General features: G+C 71.4%; 17 protein-coding genes and 1 pseudogene. 12 read left to right on the forward strand and 6 right to left on the reverse strand.

What is annotated here, in order from left to right:
* Positions 1 to 1,109: 1,109 nt before the first annotated feature.
* Positions 1,110 to 1,538, reverse strand: coding sequence for a GntR family transcriptional regulator (locus tag ACFV9M_RS40290; RefSeq protein ID WP_385069859.1), 429 nt, complete (start codon positions 1,536 to 1,538; stop codon positions 1,110 to 1,112).
* Positions 1,539 to 1,702: 164 nt separating this feature from the next.
* Between ACFV9M_RS40290 and ACFV9M_RS40295 the strand changes: the two genes are divergently transcribed.
* The 6 genes from ACFV9M_RS40295 (at position 1,703) to ACFV9M_RS40320 (ending at position 6,642) form a co-directional block, all read left to right on the forward strand.
* Positions 1,703 to 2,062, forward strand: coding sequence for a hypothetical protein (locus ACFV9M_RS40295; protein WP_385069862.1), 360 nt, complete (start codon positions 1,703 to 1,705; stop codon positions 2,060 to 2,062).
* Complete coding sequence (locus ACFV9M_RS40300; RefSeq protein ID WP_385069864.1) at positions 2,059 to 2,346, forward strand: hypothetical protein; 288 nt, start codon at positions 2,059 to 2,061, stop codon at positions 2,344 to 2,346. The genes ACFV9M_RS40295 and ACFV9M_RS40300 overlap by 4 nt, the downstream gene beginning before the upstream one ends.
* A gap of 2 nt (positions 2,347 to 2,348) precedes the next feature.
* Complete coding sequence (locus ACFV9M_RS40305) at positions 2,349 to 3,749, forward strand: cell division protein FtsK (RefSeq protein WP_385069867.1); 1,401 nt, start codon at positions 2,349 to 2,351, stop codon at positions 3,747 to 3,749.
* Positions 3,750 to 3,797: 48 nt separating this feature from the next.
* Positions 3,798 to 4,505, forward strand: coding sequence for a DUF2637 domain-containing protein (locus ACFV9M_RS40310; protein WP_385069869.1), 708 nt, complete (start codon positions 3,798 to 3,800; stop codon positions 4,503 to 4,505).
* Between the two features lie 149 nt (positions 4,506 to 4,654).
* Positions 4,655 to 6,136 carry a replication initiator gene (locus ACFV9M_RS40315; RefSeq protein ID WP_385069871.1) on the forward strand — a complete coding sequence of 494 codons (1,482 nt, stop codon included), beginning with the start codon at positions 4,655 to 4,657 and terminating at the stop codon, positions 6,134 to 6,136.
* Positions 6,133 to 6,642, forward strand: a complete 510-nt coding sequence (locus ACFV9M_RS40320; RefSeq protein ID WP_385069874.1) for a hypothetical protein — start codon at positions 6,133 to 6,135, stop codon at positions 6,640 to 6,642. Before ACFV9M_RS40315 ends, ACFV9M_RS40320 begins: the two co-directional genes overlap by 4 nt.
* 76 nt (positions 6,643 to 6,718) lie before the next feature.
* Here ACFV9M_RS40320 and ACFV9M_RS40325 read toward each other — a convergent pair whose 3' ends face one another.
* Positions 6,719 to 8,359 (reverse strand): recombinase family protein, encoded by a 1,641-nt coding sequence (locus tag ACFV9M_RS40325; RefSeq protein ID WP_385069876.1) that lies wholly within the window; start codon positions 8,357 to 8,359, stop codon positions 6,719 to 6,721.
* Between the two features lie 27 nt (positions 8,360 to 8,386).
* Here ACFV9M_RS40325 and ACFV9M_RS40330 point away from each other — a divergent pair, with 27 nt between their 5' ends.
* Positions 8,387 to 10,030 carry a DNA repair helicase XPB gene (locus ACFV9M_RS40330; RefSeq protein WP_385069879.1) on the forward strand — a complete coding sequence of 548 codons (1,644 nt, stop codon included), beginning with the start codon at positions 8,387 to 8,389 and terminating at the stop codon, positions 10,028 to 10,030.
* 51 nt (positions 10,031 to 10,081) lie between these two features.
* On the opposite strand, the gene ACFV9M_RS40335 is transcribed toward ACFV9M_RS40330, so the two are convergent.
* Complete coding sequence (locus ACFV9M_RS40335) at positions 10,082 to 10,276, reverse strand: hypothetical protein (protein ID WP_385069882.1); 195 nt, start codon at positions 10,274 to 10,276, stop codon at positions 10,082 to 10,084.
* Between the two features lie 300 nt (positions 10,277 to 10,576).
* On the opposite strand from ACFV9M_RS40335, the gene ACFV9M_RS40340 reads away from it, so the two are divergent.
* On the forward strand, positions 10,577 to 12,541 hold the full coding sequence (locus tag ACFV9M_RS40340; protein ID WP_385069999.1) for a HelD family protein: 1,965 nt from the start codon (positions 10,577 to 10,579) through the stop codon (positions 12,539 to 12,541).
* A 29-nt stretch (positions 12,542 to 12,570) separates the two neighbouring features.
* Here ACFV9M_RS40340 and ACFV9M_RS40345 read toward each other — a convergent pair whose 3' ends face one another.
* Positions 12,571 to 13,263, reverse strand: a complete 693-nt coding sequence (locus tag ACFV9M_RS40345) for a copper homeostasis protein CutC (protein ID WP_385069884.1) — start codon at positions 13,261 to 13,263, stop codon at positions 12,571 to 12,573.
* Between the two features lie 193 nt (positions 13,264 to 13,456).
* Here ACFV9M_RS40345 and ACFV9M_RS40350 point away from each other — a divergent pair, with 193 nt between their 5' ends.
* Both ACFV9M_RS40350 and ACFV9M_RS40355 read left to right on the forward strand, forming a co-directional pair.
* Positions 13,457 to 14,101 carry a hypothetical protein gene (locus ACFV9M_RS40350; protein ID WP_385069887.1) on the forward strand — a complete coding sequence of 215 codons (645 nt, stop codon included), beginning with the start codon at positions 13,457 to 13,459 and terminating at the stop codon, positions 14,099 to 14,101.
* A gap of 243 nt (positions 14,102 to 14,344) precedes the next feature.
* Complete coding sequence (locus tag ACFV9M_RS40355; RefSeq protein WP_385069890.1) at positions 14,345 to 15,220, forward strand: hypothetical protein; 876 nt, start codon at positions 14,345 to 14,347, stop codon at positions 15,218 to 15,220.
* Here ACFV9M_RS40355 and ACFV9M_RS40360 read toward each other — a convergent pair.
* Together ACFV9M_RS40360 and ACFV9M_RS40365 are read right to left on the reverse strand one after the other, a co-directional pair.
* Complete coding sequence (locus tag ACFV9M_RS40360) at positions 15,210 to 15,494, reverse strand: DUF4031 domain-containing protein (RefSeq protein ID WP_385069892.1); 285 nt, start codon at positions 15,492 to 15,494, stop codon at positions 15,210 to 15,212. The genes ACFV9M_RS40355 and ACFV9M_RS40360 overlap by 11 nt on opposite strands.
* 7 nt (positions 15,495 to 15,501) lie before the next feature.
* A complete protein-coding gene (locus tag ACFV9M_RS40365; protein WP_385069895.1) occupies positions 15,502 to 15,969 on the reverse strand; it encodes a hypothetical protein in 468 nt (155 codons plus the stop codon).
* A 123-nt stretch (positions 15,970 to 16,092) separates the two neighbouring features.
* Between ACFV9M_RS40365 and ACFV9M_RS40370 the strand changes: the two are divergent.
* A pseudogene (locus tag ACFV9M_RS40370) lies at positions 16,093 to 16,398 on the forward strand (SIS domain-containing protein); the annotation flags it as partial.
* A 168-nt stretch (positions 16,399 to 16,566) separates the two neighbouring features.
* Positions 16,567 to 17,030, forward strand: a 464-nt coding sequence (locus tag ACFV9M_RS40375; RefSeq protein ID WP_385102710.1) for an N-acetylmuramic acid 6-phosphate etherase, incomplete at its 3' end; no start/stop codon positions are given.

Consider the following 17,030-nt stretch of genomic DNA (forward strand, 5'->3'; position numbering starts at 1 on the left):
GGGGGTGGTGCGCGCCGGCCGGGGGGGGGGGGGGGGGGGGGGGGGCCGCCTGTGGGGGGGCTCACACAGGGGGGGGGGCCGCCCCTGGGCCCCCCGCGCGCGCGGCCCGCCGTAGGCGGGCCGCCTTGATCCAGTAAAGAAACTCTGAACAGCTCCGGCGCTCTGGGCCCGTGGCCGGTCATGCGCCCATGCGATGCCCTCGCCTTCCCAATCCGCTACGCGTCTCCGCAACCGCTATGGATATACATGTGCGCATTGCTGCCTATTTGCTCCGACAGTCGGCGAACTTTATCCACAGGCAAATCGGTCCAGGGTTGGAGCTGTGAAAGAACGCACGGCAAATCACGCCCGCCGTTACCAATCCGTGACCTTTGGACTGTCACACCCGGGCGGATTTTTGCACCTGGTAGCAGGTGAGGGGCAGAAAACGGCGCTGTCTGCGAGCACGAGAGAAGGGGTGGACGGAATCCCGCACGAGAGAAGAAAGGGAGTGACGAGGGTCACATTCGCTCGGGGTCACACCGGACCCAAAAAGCGAACCTCTATAGGCACCCCTCGACGTGAGGGGCGGAACATAGCCGACGATCACCGGTTAGCCAAACCGGCGATTCTCCGGACCATTGATGTTCCTCGGCGAGCGAAGGGAGATGTGTGGTGTCGGCCGCAAAGCGTGGGGGCGGCGTGGTGTCCGTTCGGATTCAAGCGGAGTGCTCCGCATGCAATCCGGCCTCTTCATCTCGCCGTGGGCCTGGATCTCTCGGTTCGCTCTGTTCGCAGAGTGGGCGCCAGTCGGTCATGCCTCCCGCCATACGGGCCGCGCAGAAAGGTTCTTGCCCGCTGGACGGGAGCGTGAGGCCAGGGCCTTCGAACGTGTCCGGTCGGAACGGTAGACCTGACTCAACAGGCGCGATGACCGCTGGTTGGTCTGCGCGGGCAAGCCCGGATTCGGCTGACTCTGGGCGGCTCGACGGGATGCAAGGAAATGGCACGGAAGCAAGGCGGGGAGCGGAAAATGACCGAGCATGAAATAGCCGTGCTGGATGCGGAGTTGACCGACGTATGCGCGGCGGTTGCCCGGTTGGATGCGATGGTGCAGCGGTTGGCGACGGCTATTTCCGCTGCTGCGCCTCCACGATCTCCAGAAGCCGAGTCACCGTGTTCTCAAGCCGCTTGATGTCGGCCTTCATGGCCTTCATGTCCTCGGCGAGTGATTCCGCGCTGGGGCCGGGAGTGTCGTCGGCTGTTTCGAGCCGATCCTCTCGGCCCTGCTCGCCGGGGACTGCTTCGGCCGGCGCAGTGGTGGCGCTGTTGCGAACGAAACTGCCCCGGCCCTGGACGCTGTAGATCAGCCCTTCGCTTTTGAGGAGCCGTAGCGCGTTCTGCACGGTGCTGCTTGCAATGCAGTACCGGTCCTGGAGGGCGCGGGCAGAGGGCAGCTTGTCACCGGGCTTCAGTCGGCCGGTGCTGATCTCTCTGCGCAGGACCTCGGCGGCCTGGACGTACGGCGGCCGGGAGTCGTCTTCGAGCGGCAGTGTCATGCCCGCAGGATACGGCGCTTACCCCACACGCGATACACCCGCTCACCCTTGTGTGGCATGTGTAGCGGGACAGCCGGTGTGCGGGTGTTGCGTGTGTAGCGGGTGTTGTGGTTATGTAGTGGTGCGGCCGGAACCACCGGCCCGAATCGAAAGGACGTGCCCCCATGGCTCGTATCCGTGTTGGCCTGCTCCCGTCGGCGTCGTTCATGGTCGGCAACATGGCCGTGCCGAAGTACGCGGACGCCGAGAAGACGCAGTTCGCCGTGGACCGTGAGACCGGCGCGAAGCTGTTCACGATCACCCTCTTCTTCATGGAGGAGGACCGCGCAGAGGCCATGAAGATCACCGTTCCGGAGACCGGCCTGCCCAACGGTCTCAAGCCGGGTGTGCCGGTCATGCCGGTGGAGCTGTTCGCCACCCCGTGGGCCCGGATCTTCAACGGGTCGCTCTCGGACGGCATCGCGTACCGCGCGGACCGTATCGACCTGGTCGGCGGCTCGGCCCCGGCCGCTGAGACGGCGTGAGCGGCACCGACTTCTCCCGCACCGGCCGCGACACCCGGCTTCACAGTGTCGCGGCGGTGTGGGAGAGGGCGGGCTTTCCACCCGCGTCGGCTCTTCACCATGCGGAGATCTGCCTGACGCTTGCCAGTCACGACGACAGGGTTCGTCTCGTCGCGGCGATGTGGGCGAACCACGGATTTCCGCCTCCTGACGCGGTCCGGCGCGCGGAACTCTGCCTGATCCTCGCTGCGCCGACGCCCGCCGACCGCACCCGAAACCGGAATCGAGAGAAGGAAGCGAAGTGACCGTGAACGACGTGAGTGAGGTGATGGGCTACGCCCCGGCCCTGATCGGGGTGGGCCTGGCGGGCATCGCCGTGTGGGCGCTGGTGTGGGTGGTCCGCTATCTGCGGGCCGATGCCATGACGCGACAGTCCATCCGGCAGGCCGTGCGGGTGCGGCGGACGTGGAAGCGGCTCGCGCAGATGCTGAAGCTGTGCGCCATCGACAAGATGCCGACCGCGTTGGCTTCGCTGTCGAACGCGGACGGCAAGCCCGTCAAGCCTCGCGTCCTGGTCCCCACGCTGAAGGTGACGCATGACGCGTACGGGGTGATCGTGCGGGCGGGCTGCCTGCCCGGGGTCGGCCTGGAGCAGTACCAGAAGGCTGCCCCGCATCTGGCGGACGCCTGGCGGTGCACGCGGGTGGCGGTCACGCAGGATGAGCCGGGCTCGGTCGTCATCCGGGGCGTGCGGCTCGATCCGCTGAAGGTTCCCACCGAGCACCGTCCCACGGGCAAGGTGCCCGAGAAGGTGGCCCGGTTGGATCTGGGCGTGGATGAGTACGCCCAGCCGGTGTCCGTCGACCTTCGGCACGTGACCGGTATGGGCGTGGCCGGCCTCCCCGGCAAGGGCAAGACGTCGCTGATCAACAGGCTTCTGTCCGACTGGGCGCCCGCGCCGTGGGTTCAGTTCGCCTGCGCGGACGGCAAGGTGTCCGCCGCGTACGAGGGTGACTATGCGGACTGGGTACAGCGCATGTTCGCCTTCGTCGGCGATGACCTCGAAGAGGCCAACAAGCTGTTCCGGCGGCTGGTGCACCTGCGGCGCGTGCGCTCGACCCTGGTGCGCGATGTGCTCGGGGTGAAGTCCATGTGGGACGTTGACCCGTCCGAGAAGTGGCCGCTGGTCGTGCTGATCATCGATGAGGCGCACACGTACTTCCGCGACCACAAGGGAAGCGACCCCAAGACGAAGAAGCTGGCCGCGCTCGCTGCCGAGAACGCCCGGCTCGTGGAAGACCTGGTCAAGAAGGGTCGCTCGGTGGGCATGCTCGTCATCCTCGCCACGCAGAAGAGCACGGGTGACGCCATCCCGACCTTCATCCGCGACGTGTGCCCCATCGGCCTGAGCTTCGCGCAGAAGACCGCCGAAGCCGCCGTTGCGGCCCTCGGTGAGGACATCCGGGACTGGCCGGACGCCAACCCGATCAACCTTCAGGACCCGGCCTACGTCGGCGTCGCCTCGATGAACCACCAGTCACAGCCCGGCTTCACCCGCATCCGCACCCCGTACGTGCCGGACGAGTGGGCGGCCGAGATCGCGCACAAGACCGCGCACCTGACCGCCGACCCGGCCGACCTGCTCCCCACCGTCGACCTCACCAAGATCGACCCGGACGACGACGGTTCCACGCCGATCGCGGCCTGACCGCCCGAGGGCCAACGCCCCATCACCTGTGAGAGGAGGTGAAACCCTATGTCTGAGGACCGGATCACTCAGCGCACCGTGACGGTGGTCATGGGCATCATCGCCCTCCTGGCGTTCGTCTTCTCCTTCGGCAACGTCTGGGCCCTGGCCCTGCGCCTGGGCGTCCCCGCCCCCATCGCGCCCCTGATCGCCCCCATGGTCGACCTGTCGGTCGTCGGGCTCCTGGTCGCCCTGCGCTACCTGTCCCTTCGGGGCGTCCCGCCGGAGCAGATGAAGGCGGCCACCCGCCTCATGCACGTCTCCGGCCTGCTCACCCTGGCCCTCAACATCGCCGAACCCATCACCGCCGCGCACTACGGCCGCGCCGCCGTAGATGCCGTGGCCCCGCTGCTTCTCCTCGGCTGGGGAGCGGTCGGCCCCCAGCTCCTGCGCTCCTTCCACGCGGTCACCACCGAAGCAACCGCCCCGGCCCCGGCTGACGAGACGGAACCGGCACCAGAGCCTGCCCCGGCCCCCGCCCAGCCCGCTCCCGTCGCTGCGTCCACCGCGCCCGTTCCACTGGAACCGGCCCCGGCCCCGATCGCTCCGGCCCTCACCGCGCCTGCGGTCAAGGTCCCCGAGCCGCTGCTGACCGAAGCACGCTCCATCGCCGCGTCCCACCACGCCGAGCACGGAGAAACGATTTCTCCGGCCCAGCTCAAGAGGCGACTCGGCATCGGCCTGCCCATGGCTACGGCCCTTCACGCCGCTCTGTAGAGCCGCGTTCTCCCCGCCGGCCTTCCGGCACAACCCACCTCGCCCGTCCCTGGGCCCGACTCGCCATGCCTGCGGGCAGCAGCCCGAGCGCACTGAATCGCTGCTGCCCGCAGGTCCCACCTCGCGCCGGAAAGGAGACCCCGCCACCCATGCGCCGCCCCCTCGACCTGCGCCACGTGATCAGCCCCGGCCTGCGGGATCTGATCGAACTGGCCAACACCCACGACTTCGACCGCGTACAGCAGCAGGTACGCGACCTGCGCGGCTGCACCAGCCCCGTCAACCTCCGCGGCTTCACCATCACCACCGACCAGACCACCAAGGAAGTGGTCCGCTCCTACCGCTCCGAAGACGAACCCTCCGGACGCCTGCTGACCACCTGCGGCAACCGCCGCTCCTCCCGCTGCCCCGCTTGCTCCCGCGTCTACGCCGCCGACACCTACCACCTCATCAAGGCCGGACTCTCCGGCGGCAAGAACGTCTCTGAAACCGTCCGCGACCACCCCCGCGCATTCGTCACCCTCACCGCCCCCTCCTTCGGCCCCGTCCACAACCGGCCCACCACCGGCGCGGGCAAGCCCCGCCCCTGCGCTTGCGGCGACACCCACGCCGAAGATGCCCCCGAACTCGGCACCCCCCTGAACCCGGCCACCTACGACTACACCGGCGCCGTTCTGTGGAACGCCTACGCCGGACAGCTCTGGGCGCGCTTCACCACCTACCTGCGCCGGGCCCTGGCCAAGCACTTCGGCATGACACAGAAGGCCCTGAACCAGGCCCTGCGCGTCTCCTTCGCCAAGGTCGCCGAGTACCAAAAGCGCGGCCTGGTCCACTTCCACGCCGTGATCCGCTTCGACGGCCCCGACGGACACACCAGCCCGCCACCGCCCTGGGCCGCCTTCGACGCGCTGAGCGCCGCCGTGGGCCTGGCCGTGAAGAGCGCTCGGCTCACCATCGAGTCCGACGCCATCGGCGAACGCGTCATCGTCTGGGGCGGCAGGTACAAGGTCGACCCCATCACCGCCCTGGGCGACGGCGAACTCACAGACGCCCGCGTTGCCGAGTACACAGACGCCAAGGTGGCCGGGTACCTCGCCAAGTACGCCACCAAGAACGCCGAAGGCACCGGCACCGTGGACCGCACCCTGATGTGCCGTCCCTGTGCCGGACGCGGCTACGTACGCGGCCCTGACGGCTTCCACGACGTGTGCGCTGACTGCGACGGCACCGGACAGGCCGAACCCATCAAGGCCCTGCCCGTACAGCAGCACGTACGGCAGATGATCCGCACCGCCTGGGCCCTCGGCCACCTGCCGGAGCTCGCCCACCTCAAGCTCTGGAAGTGGGCCCACATGCTCGGCTTCCGCGGCCACTTCTCCACCAAGTCCCGCGCCTACTCCACCACCCTCGGCGCACTCCGCGACGTACGCCGCGCCTGGCGTCTCGCCCAGGCCGACGCCGCCCGCGCCCGCGCCGGCCTCCCCACCACCGACGAGACGACCCTCGTCACTGCCTCCTCCTGGACCTACCTCAGCAGCGGCTACCGCCCCGGTGAGGAGTTTCTCGCAGCCCAGGTCCGCCACGACATAGCCCACACCCAACGCCTCAAGCAGGAGGGGGATCTCCCATGACCAACCGCAAGACGACGTTCGTCGGCCGCTTCCACTGCGGCCAAGGCTCCTGGCGTGTCTCCACCGGGACTGCGGAAGTCGCCACGGTCATCGGGCAGCTCTTCGGCAGGCAATCTCCGTCCCACGACAGCCACGAAGCCGACCACTTCGAAGTGCTGCCCCGATCAACCTCCATGCGGGTCGTCATCTCCGGCCCCGAATCCATCAAGGCCGGCCTGCTGACAGCCGCACCCCGCTATGAACCCCAACCCAGTACTCGACTCTCATTCCGCCTCGCCGACGCACACGCCCTTGGCGGCTTCCGCTTCAGTTCCCCCTCTTGGGACCTGGCAGAGTCCGTCCCGACGCTCAGGAAGGCACTGTCCGAGACTGACGGGGACGCCCTCTGCGAACTCATCGCAGAGACAGTTGAGTTCACGACCCGCGGCGGTGCGGTGCTGTCGTATTGCCGCCCTTCTATCAAGGTCATCGGCCCTTGGCTCAACCTCGACCAGCACGCCGCCTGACCTGAACGCAGACAGCGACGCCCCCACCTGACGGACGAGGTGGGGGCGCCGCTGCGTGTGTCCGGTGACTTCGGCGTCAGCCCTGGCTGTCAGCCGCCTCGGTCTCCTGTCCGCTCTCCTTCGCCGCTGCCGCCCGCCGCATGTGTCCCTCCTCGCCGAAGTACACCGACAGACGCGACGTGTCCAGCTTCTTGCCGCCACGCCGCGCGGGTGCCACCTCCACGTAGCCGCCCGCGTTCAACAGCAAGTCTCGCTTGCCGGCCACGTCCGAGCGCTTCCACTGCTCAGCGTGCGTCTCCCCGGTCGGCTCCGCCTTCACACCGCCCGGCTTCGCCGTTCGCTGCCTCTCCTTCAGGGTCGCCAGTCGCTCTTCCAGCTTGGCGTACTGCTCCGCGTACCGGATCGCTCCGTCGTCGCCCTTGAACAGGCCCCGGTCGTAGCGGTCCTTCTGCAAGTCGGCCAAGGCTTCCTCAGCCTGCCGGATCTGAGGGCGGAAGTCCTCGCCCGCCTCCTGGACCATCCGCAGCACGGGAAGGTGCCCGTACTTCGCGAGGAACTGCTCGGTGACATGCTCCTCCGTGGTCACACCTGCCACGGTCGGCCCGTAGCACTTCTCCCCCGGCTTCTTGTCCCCCTTGGCCGCCCGCTGGCGGTACTTCAGCGGACCGATGCACCGATACCGCAGCTGACCGTTGCGCCCGCTGAAGGTGTACATGCGCTCGCCGCAGACTCCGCAGTGCATGATGCCGCGCAGCAGCGACGTCCCCTCCCGGCGCTTCTCCCCGGGGTTGGCCCGGCGCTCCAACTCGTCCTGGAGCGCCTGCCAGGTGTCCGTGTCGAGGATCGGCGGCCGGTTGACCAGCGGCAAGCCGTCCGTCCGCAGGATCGGCTTGCCGTCCTCGATGACCTGGCCGAGCAACTGGGGGCTGCCCAGCAAGCTCCGCAGCGTCGTCGTGTACCACTGCTTGGAGTCGCTGCGCTTGCCCGTGGTCTGGCGTGAGGAGTGGCCGGGCGACGGGACGCCCTCCTTGTTGAGGTCGTTGATGATCTGCATGAGCGAGTCCTTGGACAGGACCCGCTCCACGATCCGCTTGATCGTCTTGGCCTCGTCCTCGTTGACCGCGAGGACCTTGCCCGCCCCGTTGGGGTTGGGGACGACCATGTACCCGTACGGGACCCGACCGCCGGTGTAGCGGCCCTCGCGGCGCAGGTGCTCGTGCGCGCTGGACACCCGCATGCCGATGGTGTCGGACTCCAGCTCGGCGAAGACCGCGATCACCTTCGCCATGGCCCGGCCCATGGACGACGTGAGGTCGAGCGGCTCCGTCGCCGACGCGAGCGCAACGCTCTGGTGCTCGGCGAGTCGCATGATCTCCGCGAAGTCGACCGTCGAGCGCGCAAGCCGGTCGATCTTGAAGAACACGATCACGTCCAGCTCGGCGAGCCTGGTCAGGATGCGTTGCAGTCCCGGCCGGTCGAGCCCGCGGGAGAAGCCCGAGACGTCGATGTCCTCCTCGGCGGCCACGACCTCCCAGCCGCGTGCCTCGCACAACGCTTCACAGGCCGCGCGCTGGCGTTCCGGCGAAGTCGTCTCGTCGGTTTCGCGCGATAGGCGAACATAGATAGCGGCGCGCATCCCCGGCGCGCTGGCCGGGACGCCCTTCCGGCGTCGGGCACGGGGCATAGCCCGTGCTGTGACAGGCGTTGGTTCTGTCATGAGACGACCTTATCTCCGGAGGTATGTGTGTCCTGCCTAATCGTCCAGTCGGACAAGACCCTGCTCCTGGAGGTCGACCACGAGCGGGCCGACGACTGCCGCCGCGCCATCGCGCCGTTCGCCGAGCTGGAGCGGGCGCCGGAGCACATCCACACCTACCGGGTGACCCCGCTCGGCCTGTGGAACGCGCGCGCCGCCGGGCACGACGCCGAGCAGGTCGTGGACGCGCTGGTGCAGTACAGCCGCTACCCGGTGCCGCACGCGCTGCTGGTCGACATCGCCGAGACGATGGACCGCTACGGCCGGCTGACCTTGTCCAAGCACCCCGCGCACGGCCTGGTCCTGACGTCCACCGACCGGCCCGTCCTGGAGGAGGTCCTGCGGTCCAAGCGGATCGCCCCGCTCGTCGGCGCCCGCATCGACCCGGACGCGGTCGCCGTGCACCCCTCCGAGCGCGGCCAGATCAAGCAGGTGCTGCTGAAGCTGGGCTGGCCGGCCGAGGACCTCGCCGGGTACGTCGACGGCGAGGCGCACCCGATCGAGCTGGCCGAGGACGGGTGGGCGCTGCGGCCGTACCAGAAGCAGGCCGTGGAGAACTTCTGGCACGGCGGGTCCGGCGTCGTCGTGCTGCCCTGCGGCGCGGGCAAGACGCTGGTCGGCGCCGGGTCGATGGCGCAGGCGAAGTCCACGACGCTGATCCTCGTCACGAACACCGTCTCCGCCCGGCAGTGGAAGCACGAGCTGGTGAAGCGGACCTCGCTGACCGAGGACGAGATCGGCGAGTACAGCGGGACGAGGAAGGAGATCCGGCCGGTCACGATCGCCACGTACCAGGTGCTGACGACCCGGCGCAAGGGCGTCTACCCGCACCTGGAGCTGTTCGACTCCCGGGACTGGGGGCTGATCGTCTACGACGAGGTGCACCTGCTGCCCGCGCCGGTCTTCAAGTTCACGGCGGACCTCCAGGCGCGGCGGCGGCTCGGTCTGACCGCCACCCTGGTCCGCGAGGACGGCCGTGAGTCGGACGTGTTCTCGCTGATCGGGCCGAAGCGGTTCGACGCGCCGTGGAAGGAGATCGAGGCGCAGGGCTACATCGCGCCCGCGGACTGCGTCGAGGTGCGGGTGAACCTCACGGACTCCGAGCGGCTGGCGTACGCGACGGCCGAGGCGGAGGAGAAGTACCGCTTCTGCGCGACGACCGCGACGAAGCGCAAGGTGACCGAGGCGATCGTGCGGCGGTTCGCCGGGCAGCAGATCCTCGTCATCGGCCAGTACATCGACCAGCTCGACGAACTGGGCGAGCACCTGAACGCCCCGGTCATCAAGGGCGAGACCTCCAACGCCCAGCGGGAGAAGCTCTTCGACGCCTTCCGCGAGGGCGAGATCAGCGTGCTGGTGGTGTCGAAGGTCGCGAACTTCTCGATCGACCTGCCGGAGGCGACGGTCGCCATCCAGGTGTCGGGCACCTTCGGCTCCCGCCAGGAGGAGGCCCAGCGCCTGGGCCGCGTCCTGCGTCCCAAGGCGGACGGCCACCAGGCCCACTTCTACTCGGTGGTCGCCCGCGACACCATCGACCAGGACTTCGCGGCCCACCGCCAGCGGTTCCTGGCGGAGCAGGGGTACGCGTACCGGATCGTGGACGCGGACGAACTGCTGGCGGACGGGGCCTGAGCGGCGGGCTCGCAGCGGGGGCCGGCGGGAACACCGAGGGGGCCGGCGGCGTCATCTGCGGCGGACGCCCGCCTCCTCCCCGTACTCGCCGAGGACGACGACGTCGAAGGCGGCGCCGGCGAAGACCCTCAGCGCGCGGAGGGCGTCACCGAGGAGGTGGCGGTGGCCGCCGCCGGAGAGCGGGGTCGCCCCGGACGGGCGACCGGGGGCCGGGCCGGGAGCCGGGTGGACGGTCGCTGCACTCATGCCTCCATGGTGGAACCGCGGACGCCGGGACGGTAGGGGTCCACGGACCGGAGCGGGGACTCCCCGGCGTTCTCGAATCCGTTGGCTTCCCTCCACCGCCTCCCCTAGACTCTCCGCTCTTGCCCGCCTCCCTTCCCGGAGTGCCGCCGCCCGGACGGAAACCGGACGGCATCCCGCAGCGCCCTTCCCCGCAGGTCCTCCGGAGGCACCCCCTTGTCCACGCCCGCCCACGGCTCCCCCGGCGATCCCCTCGCCCGCGAGCGCTCCCACCTGAGCGCCTCCCGGTCCGCGCTGCGCGCCATGCGCGAGGACGTCGAGGCCCTCGACATCAGCGACGTCACCGCGAACTGGGTCAACGCCCAGATCCTGGAGCGCCAGATCCAGGAGCGCATCAAGGCGCTCGCCGACCTCAGCGACACCCCGCTGTTCTTCGGCCGGCTCGACTACCTGCACGCTCCCGGCGCCGAGCGGGCCGAGGGCGCGGACGGGGAACGCTTCTACATCGGGCGCCGGCACGTGCACGACGCCGACGGCGACCCGATGGTCATCGACTGGCGGGCGCCGGTCTCGCAGCCGTTCTACCGGGCGTCCAGGAAGGACCCCCTGGACGTCGCGCTGCGCCGCCGCTTCGGGTACACGGGCGGCGACCTCACCGCGTACGAGGACGAGCACCTCTCGGACCCGGCCGAGGAGGCGACCACCAGCAAGCTGCTCCAGCGGGAGATCGAGCGGCCGCGTGTCGGCCCGATGCGCGACATCGTGGCGACCATCCAGCCCGAGCAGGACGAGATCGTGCGCTCCGGCCTCTCCGGCTCGGTCTGCGTCCAGGGCGGCCCCGGCACCGGCAAGACGGCCGTCGGCCTGCACCGCGTCGCCTACCTGCTCTACGCCCACCGCGAGCGCCTCGCCCGCACCGGGACGCTGGTCGTCGGACCGAACCGGTCCTTCCTGCACTACATCGAACAGGTGCTGCCCGCGCTCGGCGAGCTGACGGTGCGCCAGGCCACGGTCGACGACCTGGTGGCGCACGTGGAGGTACGGGGCGCGGACGACGCGGCCGCCGCCGTCGTCAAGGGCGACGCGCGGATGGCGGAGGTGCTCCGCCGGGCCGTGTACGCGCACGTCACGATGCCCACCGAGCCGGTCGTGGTGGTGCGCGGCTCCCGCCGCTGGCGCGTCCCGGCGTACGAACTGGAGACCATCGTCGGGGAGTTGCTCGCCCGGGACATCCGCTACGGCGCCGCGCGCGACGCCCTGCCGCAGCGGATCGCGCACGCGGTGCTGGTCCAGATGGAGCGGGCCGGGGAGGCCCCGGACGACCGGGTGCAGGACGCCGTCGCCCGGGGCAGCGCGGTGAAGGCCGCGGTGAAGGCGGTGTGGCCGGCCGTGGACCCGGCGAAGCTGGTGCTGCGCCTGCTCACGGACGCGGACTTCCTCGCCGCGCACGCCGAGGGGATCCTCACCGAGGACGAGCGGAAGACGATCCTGTGGGCGCGGCCGGTGCGGTCGGTGAAGTCGGCGCGCTGGTCGGCCGCGGACGCGGTGCTGATCGACGAGGCGGCGGACCTGGTGGAGCGCACGCACTCGCTGGGGCACGTGGTGCTGGACGAGGCGCAGGACCTGTCCCCCATGCAGTACCGGGCCGTCGGCCGGCGCTGCTCCACCGGCAGCGCGACCGTCCTCGGCGACCTGGCGCAGGGCACCACGCCGTGGGCGACCCGCGGTTGGACGGAGGCGCTGGCGCACCTCGGCAAGCCGGACGCGGCGGTCGAGGAGCTGACGGCCGGTTTCCGCGTCCCCACGGACGTCATCGTCTACGCCTCCCGCCTGCTCCCGCACATCGCGCCGGGCCTCACCCCGGTCGCGTCGGTCCGTGAGAACCCGGGCTCCTTCGAGGTGCGCCCGGTCCAGGACACCGCCGACACCGTCGCCGCCTGCGAGGAGTCACTGCGCAACGAGGGCTCCACGGGCCTGATCGCCGCCGACGCCCGCGTCCCGGCGCTGGCCGAGGCCCTCACGGCGGCCGGTGTCCCGTACCTCGCGCCCGGCGAGGAGACCACCGCCGAGACCCGCCTGACCCTGGTCCCGGCCTCCCTGGCCAAGGGACTGGAGTACGACTACGTGGTCCTCGACGAGCCCCGGGCCGTGGTGGACGGCGAACCCGACGAACGCACCGGCCTGCGCCGCCTGTACGTCTGCCTGACCCGAGCGGTCTCGGGCCTGATCGTCACGCACACGGCGCCGCTGCCGCCGCAGCTGGGCTAGGAACCGGGGCTGGCCGCCCCCGGCCCCGGTCAGTCCCCGTCCAGCACCCGGCGCCACCGCGCCACGGACTCCGCCGACACCGGCCCGCTCCAGCCCCGCGGGCGGGCCGCCCCGCCGATGTGGAAGGCGTCGATCCCGGCGGCGAGCAGCCGCGGCACATGGTCCAGGCGCAGGCCGCCGCCGACCAGGAGGCGCTGCCCGTAGCCCGGCTCACCGCCGCGCCGGGCCTCGGCCAGCAGGGTGGGGAGACCGTCGTCCACCCCGGCGGCGGAGCCGGCCGTGAGGTAGGCGTCGAGTCCGGGGAGCTCGGCGAGCTGCTTGCGCAGGGCGTCCCGGTCGGCGGCGTGGTCGATCGCCCGGTGGAACGTCCACCGACAGCCGTCCAGCTCCCCGGCCAGGCACTCCACGGCGTCGAGGTCCACCCCGCCCTGCGGGTCGAGGAACCCCAGGACGAACTCCTCGGCCCCGGCGCCCCGCAGCTCCCGCGCCACCCGGACCAGCCGCCGCCGGTCCCCGGCGGCGAACCCGTCCGTCAGCCGCAGCATCACGCGCAGGTCGACGTCGACGGCGGCACGGATCGCGGCGAAGGTCGCCACGGGCGGGGTGAGACCGTCGGCGGCCATGTCGGTGATCAGTTCGAGGCGGTCCGCGCCTCCGGCCCGGGCGGCGACCGCGTCCTCGACGTCGAGGGCGATCACCTCCAGGACTGCACGCTTGCTCATGGGACCCCATTCGTCAGTCGGACGTCCGTCGTGGTCGTACGCCGGTCGTGGTCGTGCGTCGGTCGTGGTCGTGCGTCGGTCGTACTCGTACGCCGGTCGTGGTCGTGCGTCGGTCGTAGTCATCCATCGGCGGCTCTACAGGTCTAGTCCAATTCAAGCCTACGCCTGTTCCCGGCCGCGCGAGAATGACCCCATGGCCGATCCCGACGTCCTCCGCGCCCGCTTCGCCCGTGCCCTGGAAGCGGCCCGCGCCCCCGTCACCGCCCCGGACCCCGCCCCCTATGCCGACAGCCTCCTCGCCCGGTGGGGGGAGCCGCAGCGCCGCTACCACACCCTCACCCACCTCACCGCGGTCCTGGACCACGTCGACACCCTGGCCGGGTACGCCGACGACCCGGACGTCGTCCGGCTGGCCGCCTGGTTCCACGACGCGGTCTACCTGCCCGACCGTTCGGAGAACGAGGAGCGCTCGGCGCGGCTGGCCGAACGCGCCCTGCCCGAGGCCGGCCTGACCGCCGCGAAGACCGCGCGGGTCGCCCGGCTGGTGCGGCTCACCGTCGGCCACGACCCGGCCGACGACGACCGCGACGGGCAGGTCCTGTGCGACGCCGACCTGGCGATCCTGGCCGCGCCGCCGTCGGCGTACGCCGCGTACACGGCCGCCGTCCGCGAGGAGTACCACTTCGTCCCGAACGACGCCTTCCGCGAGGGCCGCGCCGCGATCCTGCGCCGGCTCCTGGAGCTGCCCCGCCTGTTCCGCACCCCGCACGGCGCGGACGCGTGGGAGGCGACGGCGCGCTACAACCTGCGCGGGGAGCTGGACCTGCTGACCCGCTGACCCCCGACCCGCCGACCCTTGACCCGCCGACCGGGACGGGCGGTGACGCGCGCGCTTCGCACGGGCGGCCGACGCGGGCCGGACGACCTACGTGATTGCGCTGCCCCGGCGGCCTCGACCTGGCGTAGGCGGGGCCCAACCTCGGGCTTTCCCCCTCCGCGGTCCCCCGCCCGCTTCCGATAATGCCGTACGGCCGCGCCGCCGCGCGCGGACCGCGTACGCCGGGGGAAGCGGGGGAGCGTCATGAGTCACAACGGCCCGTCCACGCCACCGGACCCGCCCGGCCCCCCGCCGCCGGACCCCGACCACCACCGGCTGGCCCGGCGGAGCGTGCGCTGGACGATCATCGGCGTGGTGATCAGTACGGTCCTCGCGGTGATCGGCCTGTACATCGACGCGGAGCGGTCCGACGGCGCCGACTCGGGGGGCACGACGAGCAGCGGCGGCCACACCGGCTCGGGCGGCGCGGACTCCGGCGGGGACACCGACCCGAGCGACAGCCCCAGCCCCGTCGACCTCACCGACGGGGGCACGTCGGACGCGGGAGGAACCTCCGACGCCGGCGGCACGTCCGACTCGGGGGACACCTCCGGGGACGGCGACACGGACGGCGACACGGACGGCGACACGGACGGCGGTTCGGACGGCGGTTCGGACAGCGGTTCGGACGGCCTCACCGACGCCGAGCACGCCCTGCGCGACTCGCTCAACAGCGACCAGTGGTCGCGCGACAGCTGCACGCGCACCCTCTGGCCGGGCTCGGACGCCGCCCTGTTCTGCACGGTGACCACCACGGACGAGTCCGGCGCCGCGCTCACCGGAAAGGCCAGCGTCGTGACGTACGCGACGAAGAGCGCCCGGGACGCCGTCTTCCAGCAGTACGCCTCCCGGGTGCAGATGGGCGACTGCGAGACGCAGACCAACGTGTACGGCAGCTGGTCGGAGAACGACAGCCCGGGCGAGGCCGCCGGCGACGTGGTCTGCTACCTGGCGACCTCCGGGCAGTACGTCTTCCTCTGCAGCTACTACGACCGCCCCACCCTCGTCCAGGTCACCGGCCCCGACCAGACGAGCCTGGTCGCCTGGTGGCACACGATGGACCGGGTGTTCACCGGCTGACGCCGCCGGCCCGCCCCTTCCCCTTGCGCCGCCGCAGGCCCGCCCGGGTCAGCAGCCGCACCACCTCCCGGCTGCCGACCTCCACCGCGCCGGCCGCCACCGCGTCGGCGTACCGGTGGGAGGGCAGGTCGTAGTGGTCGCGTTCGAAGGCCCGTCTCGGGACGCCCAACCGGTCGGCGAACGCGTGCAGTTCGTCGAAGGAGACGTCGCTGACCAGGTGGGACCACAGGCGTCCGTGCCCCGGCCAGGTCGGCGGGTCGATGTAGAGCGTCACCGCCGCCTCACGAGGACGTCCGCCCGCCGGTCGCCGAGCCCAGCGCGCCCACCGCCGCGACCCGCACGCCCGCCTTGTGGCACACCCAGTGCGGATCGGGCCCGAGTTCGGGCTCCACGTCGAGGGCGTGCGGGTCGCCGGAGCCGCACACCGGGCACAGCGGCCAGCGCCCGTACCGCTCCAGCAGCGCGTCCTGCACGTCCTGCGCGACCAGCCCCGGGACGAACTCCACGCCGTCCGGCCACTGTCCGACCCACCACCGCCGCTGCGCGACGGAGTCCTCGACCAGGGAGACCACGTCCGCCGCCGCCACCTCGCCCGCGGCCAGGTCGGCGAGCACGAGGGCGCGCGCCGCGTGCAACGCCTGTTCCAGGGGGCTGACGGGGGTGCGGGAAGGCGTCCCGGACGGCACGTCGGAGGATGCGCCGGAGGGCACGTCGGAGGGCGTGCCGGACGGCGTGTCGGAGGGGTCCATGTCCCCATTGTGCGCACTCTTGACCGCCACACCGAGCTGAAAATACGTTTCGGAGGTGACGCAGGACGTGAAGGACGTTTTCGGCGGAGCCCCGGCCTCCGCGCCGGCCTCGAAGATCCGTACGGGCTGGTGGCCCACGCCCACGGCGATGCGCACCTCGCCGTCACCGGCGCCGTGCACCTGCGGGCGGGTGACGCCGCCGTCGCGATCACCGGACGGCCGGGCGGGGCGGTCGCGCAGTACGCGGACCACGTGCTGACGACGTCCACCGCGCGGGAGAGGGAGCTGCGGCCCGCGGCGATGTCGTCGCGCACGGGACAGCTGCTGGTGGTGGACTGCCTGTTCGTGGGCGTGGCCCAGCGGACCTACGAGGCGACCGCGCCGGCGCCGGCGGCGAGCTACGAGGCGCTGGCACACCGGCACCGGTGAGCCGTGGACGTGGACCGTAGGAGTGAGCGTTCGGGGCGTCCGCGGGTTGGTCGCGGCCTGTCGCGCGGTTCCCCGCGCCCCTTGAGGCACGCTGCACCACCCCCTGATCCCCCTGATCCCCCTGCACCTGCACCTGCACCTGCACCTGCACCGGAGAGAACCGCTGCCATGAGCTCCGCCTCCCACCCCCACGGCCTCCGCGCCGAGCTCGACTCCCTCACCACCGAGGCCTTCCGCCCCGACCTCGCCGAGATCGACCGGCTGCCCACCCTGGACATCGCCCGGCTGATGAACGGCGAGGACGCCGCCGTGCCCGCCGCCGTCGCGCGCCAGTTGCCGGCCGTCGCCGCCGCCGTCGACGCGATCGCCGCGCGCATGGCCCGCGGCGGCCGGCTCATCCACGCCGGCGCCGGCACCGCCGGCCGTCTGGGGGTGCTGGACGCCTCCGAGTGCCCGCCCACCTTCAACACGGCCCCCGGCCAGGTCGTCGGGCTGATCGCGGGCGGCCCGCGGGCGATGACCGCCTCGGTCGAGGGCGCCGAGGACTCCCGGGAGCTGGCGGAGGCCGACCTGGCCGCGCTCGCGCTGACCGCCGACGACGCGGTGGTCGCCGTCTCCGCGTCCGGGCGGAC

The sequence above is a fragment of the Streptomyces sp. NPDC059895 genome (genome assembly GCF_042731035.1).
GTDB lineage: Bacteria > Actinomycetota > Actinomycetes > Streptomycetales > Streptomycetaceae > Streptomyces.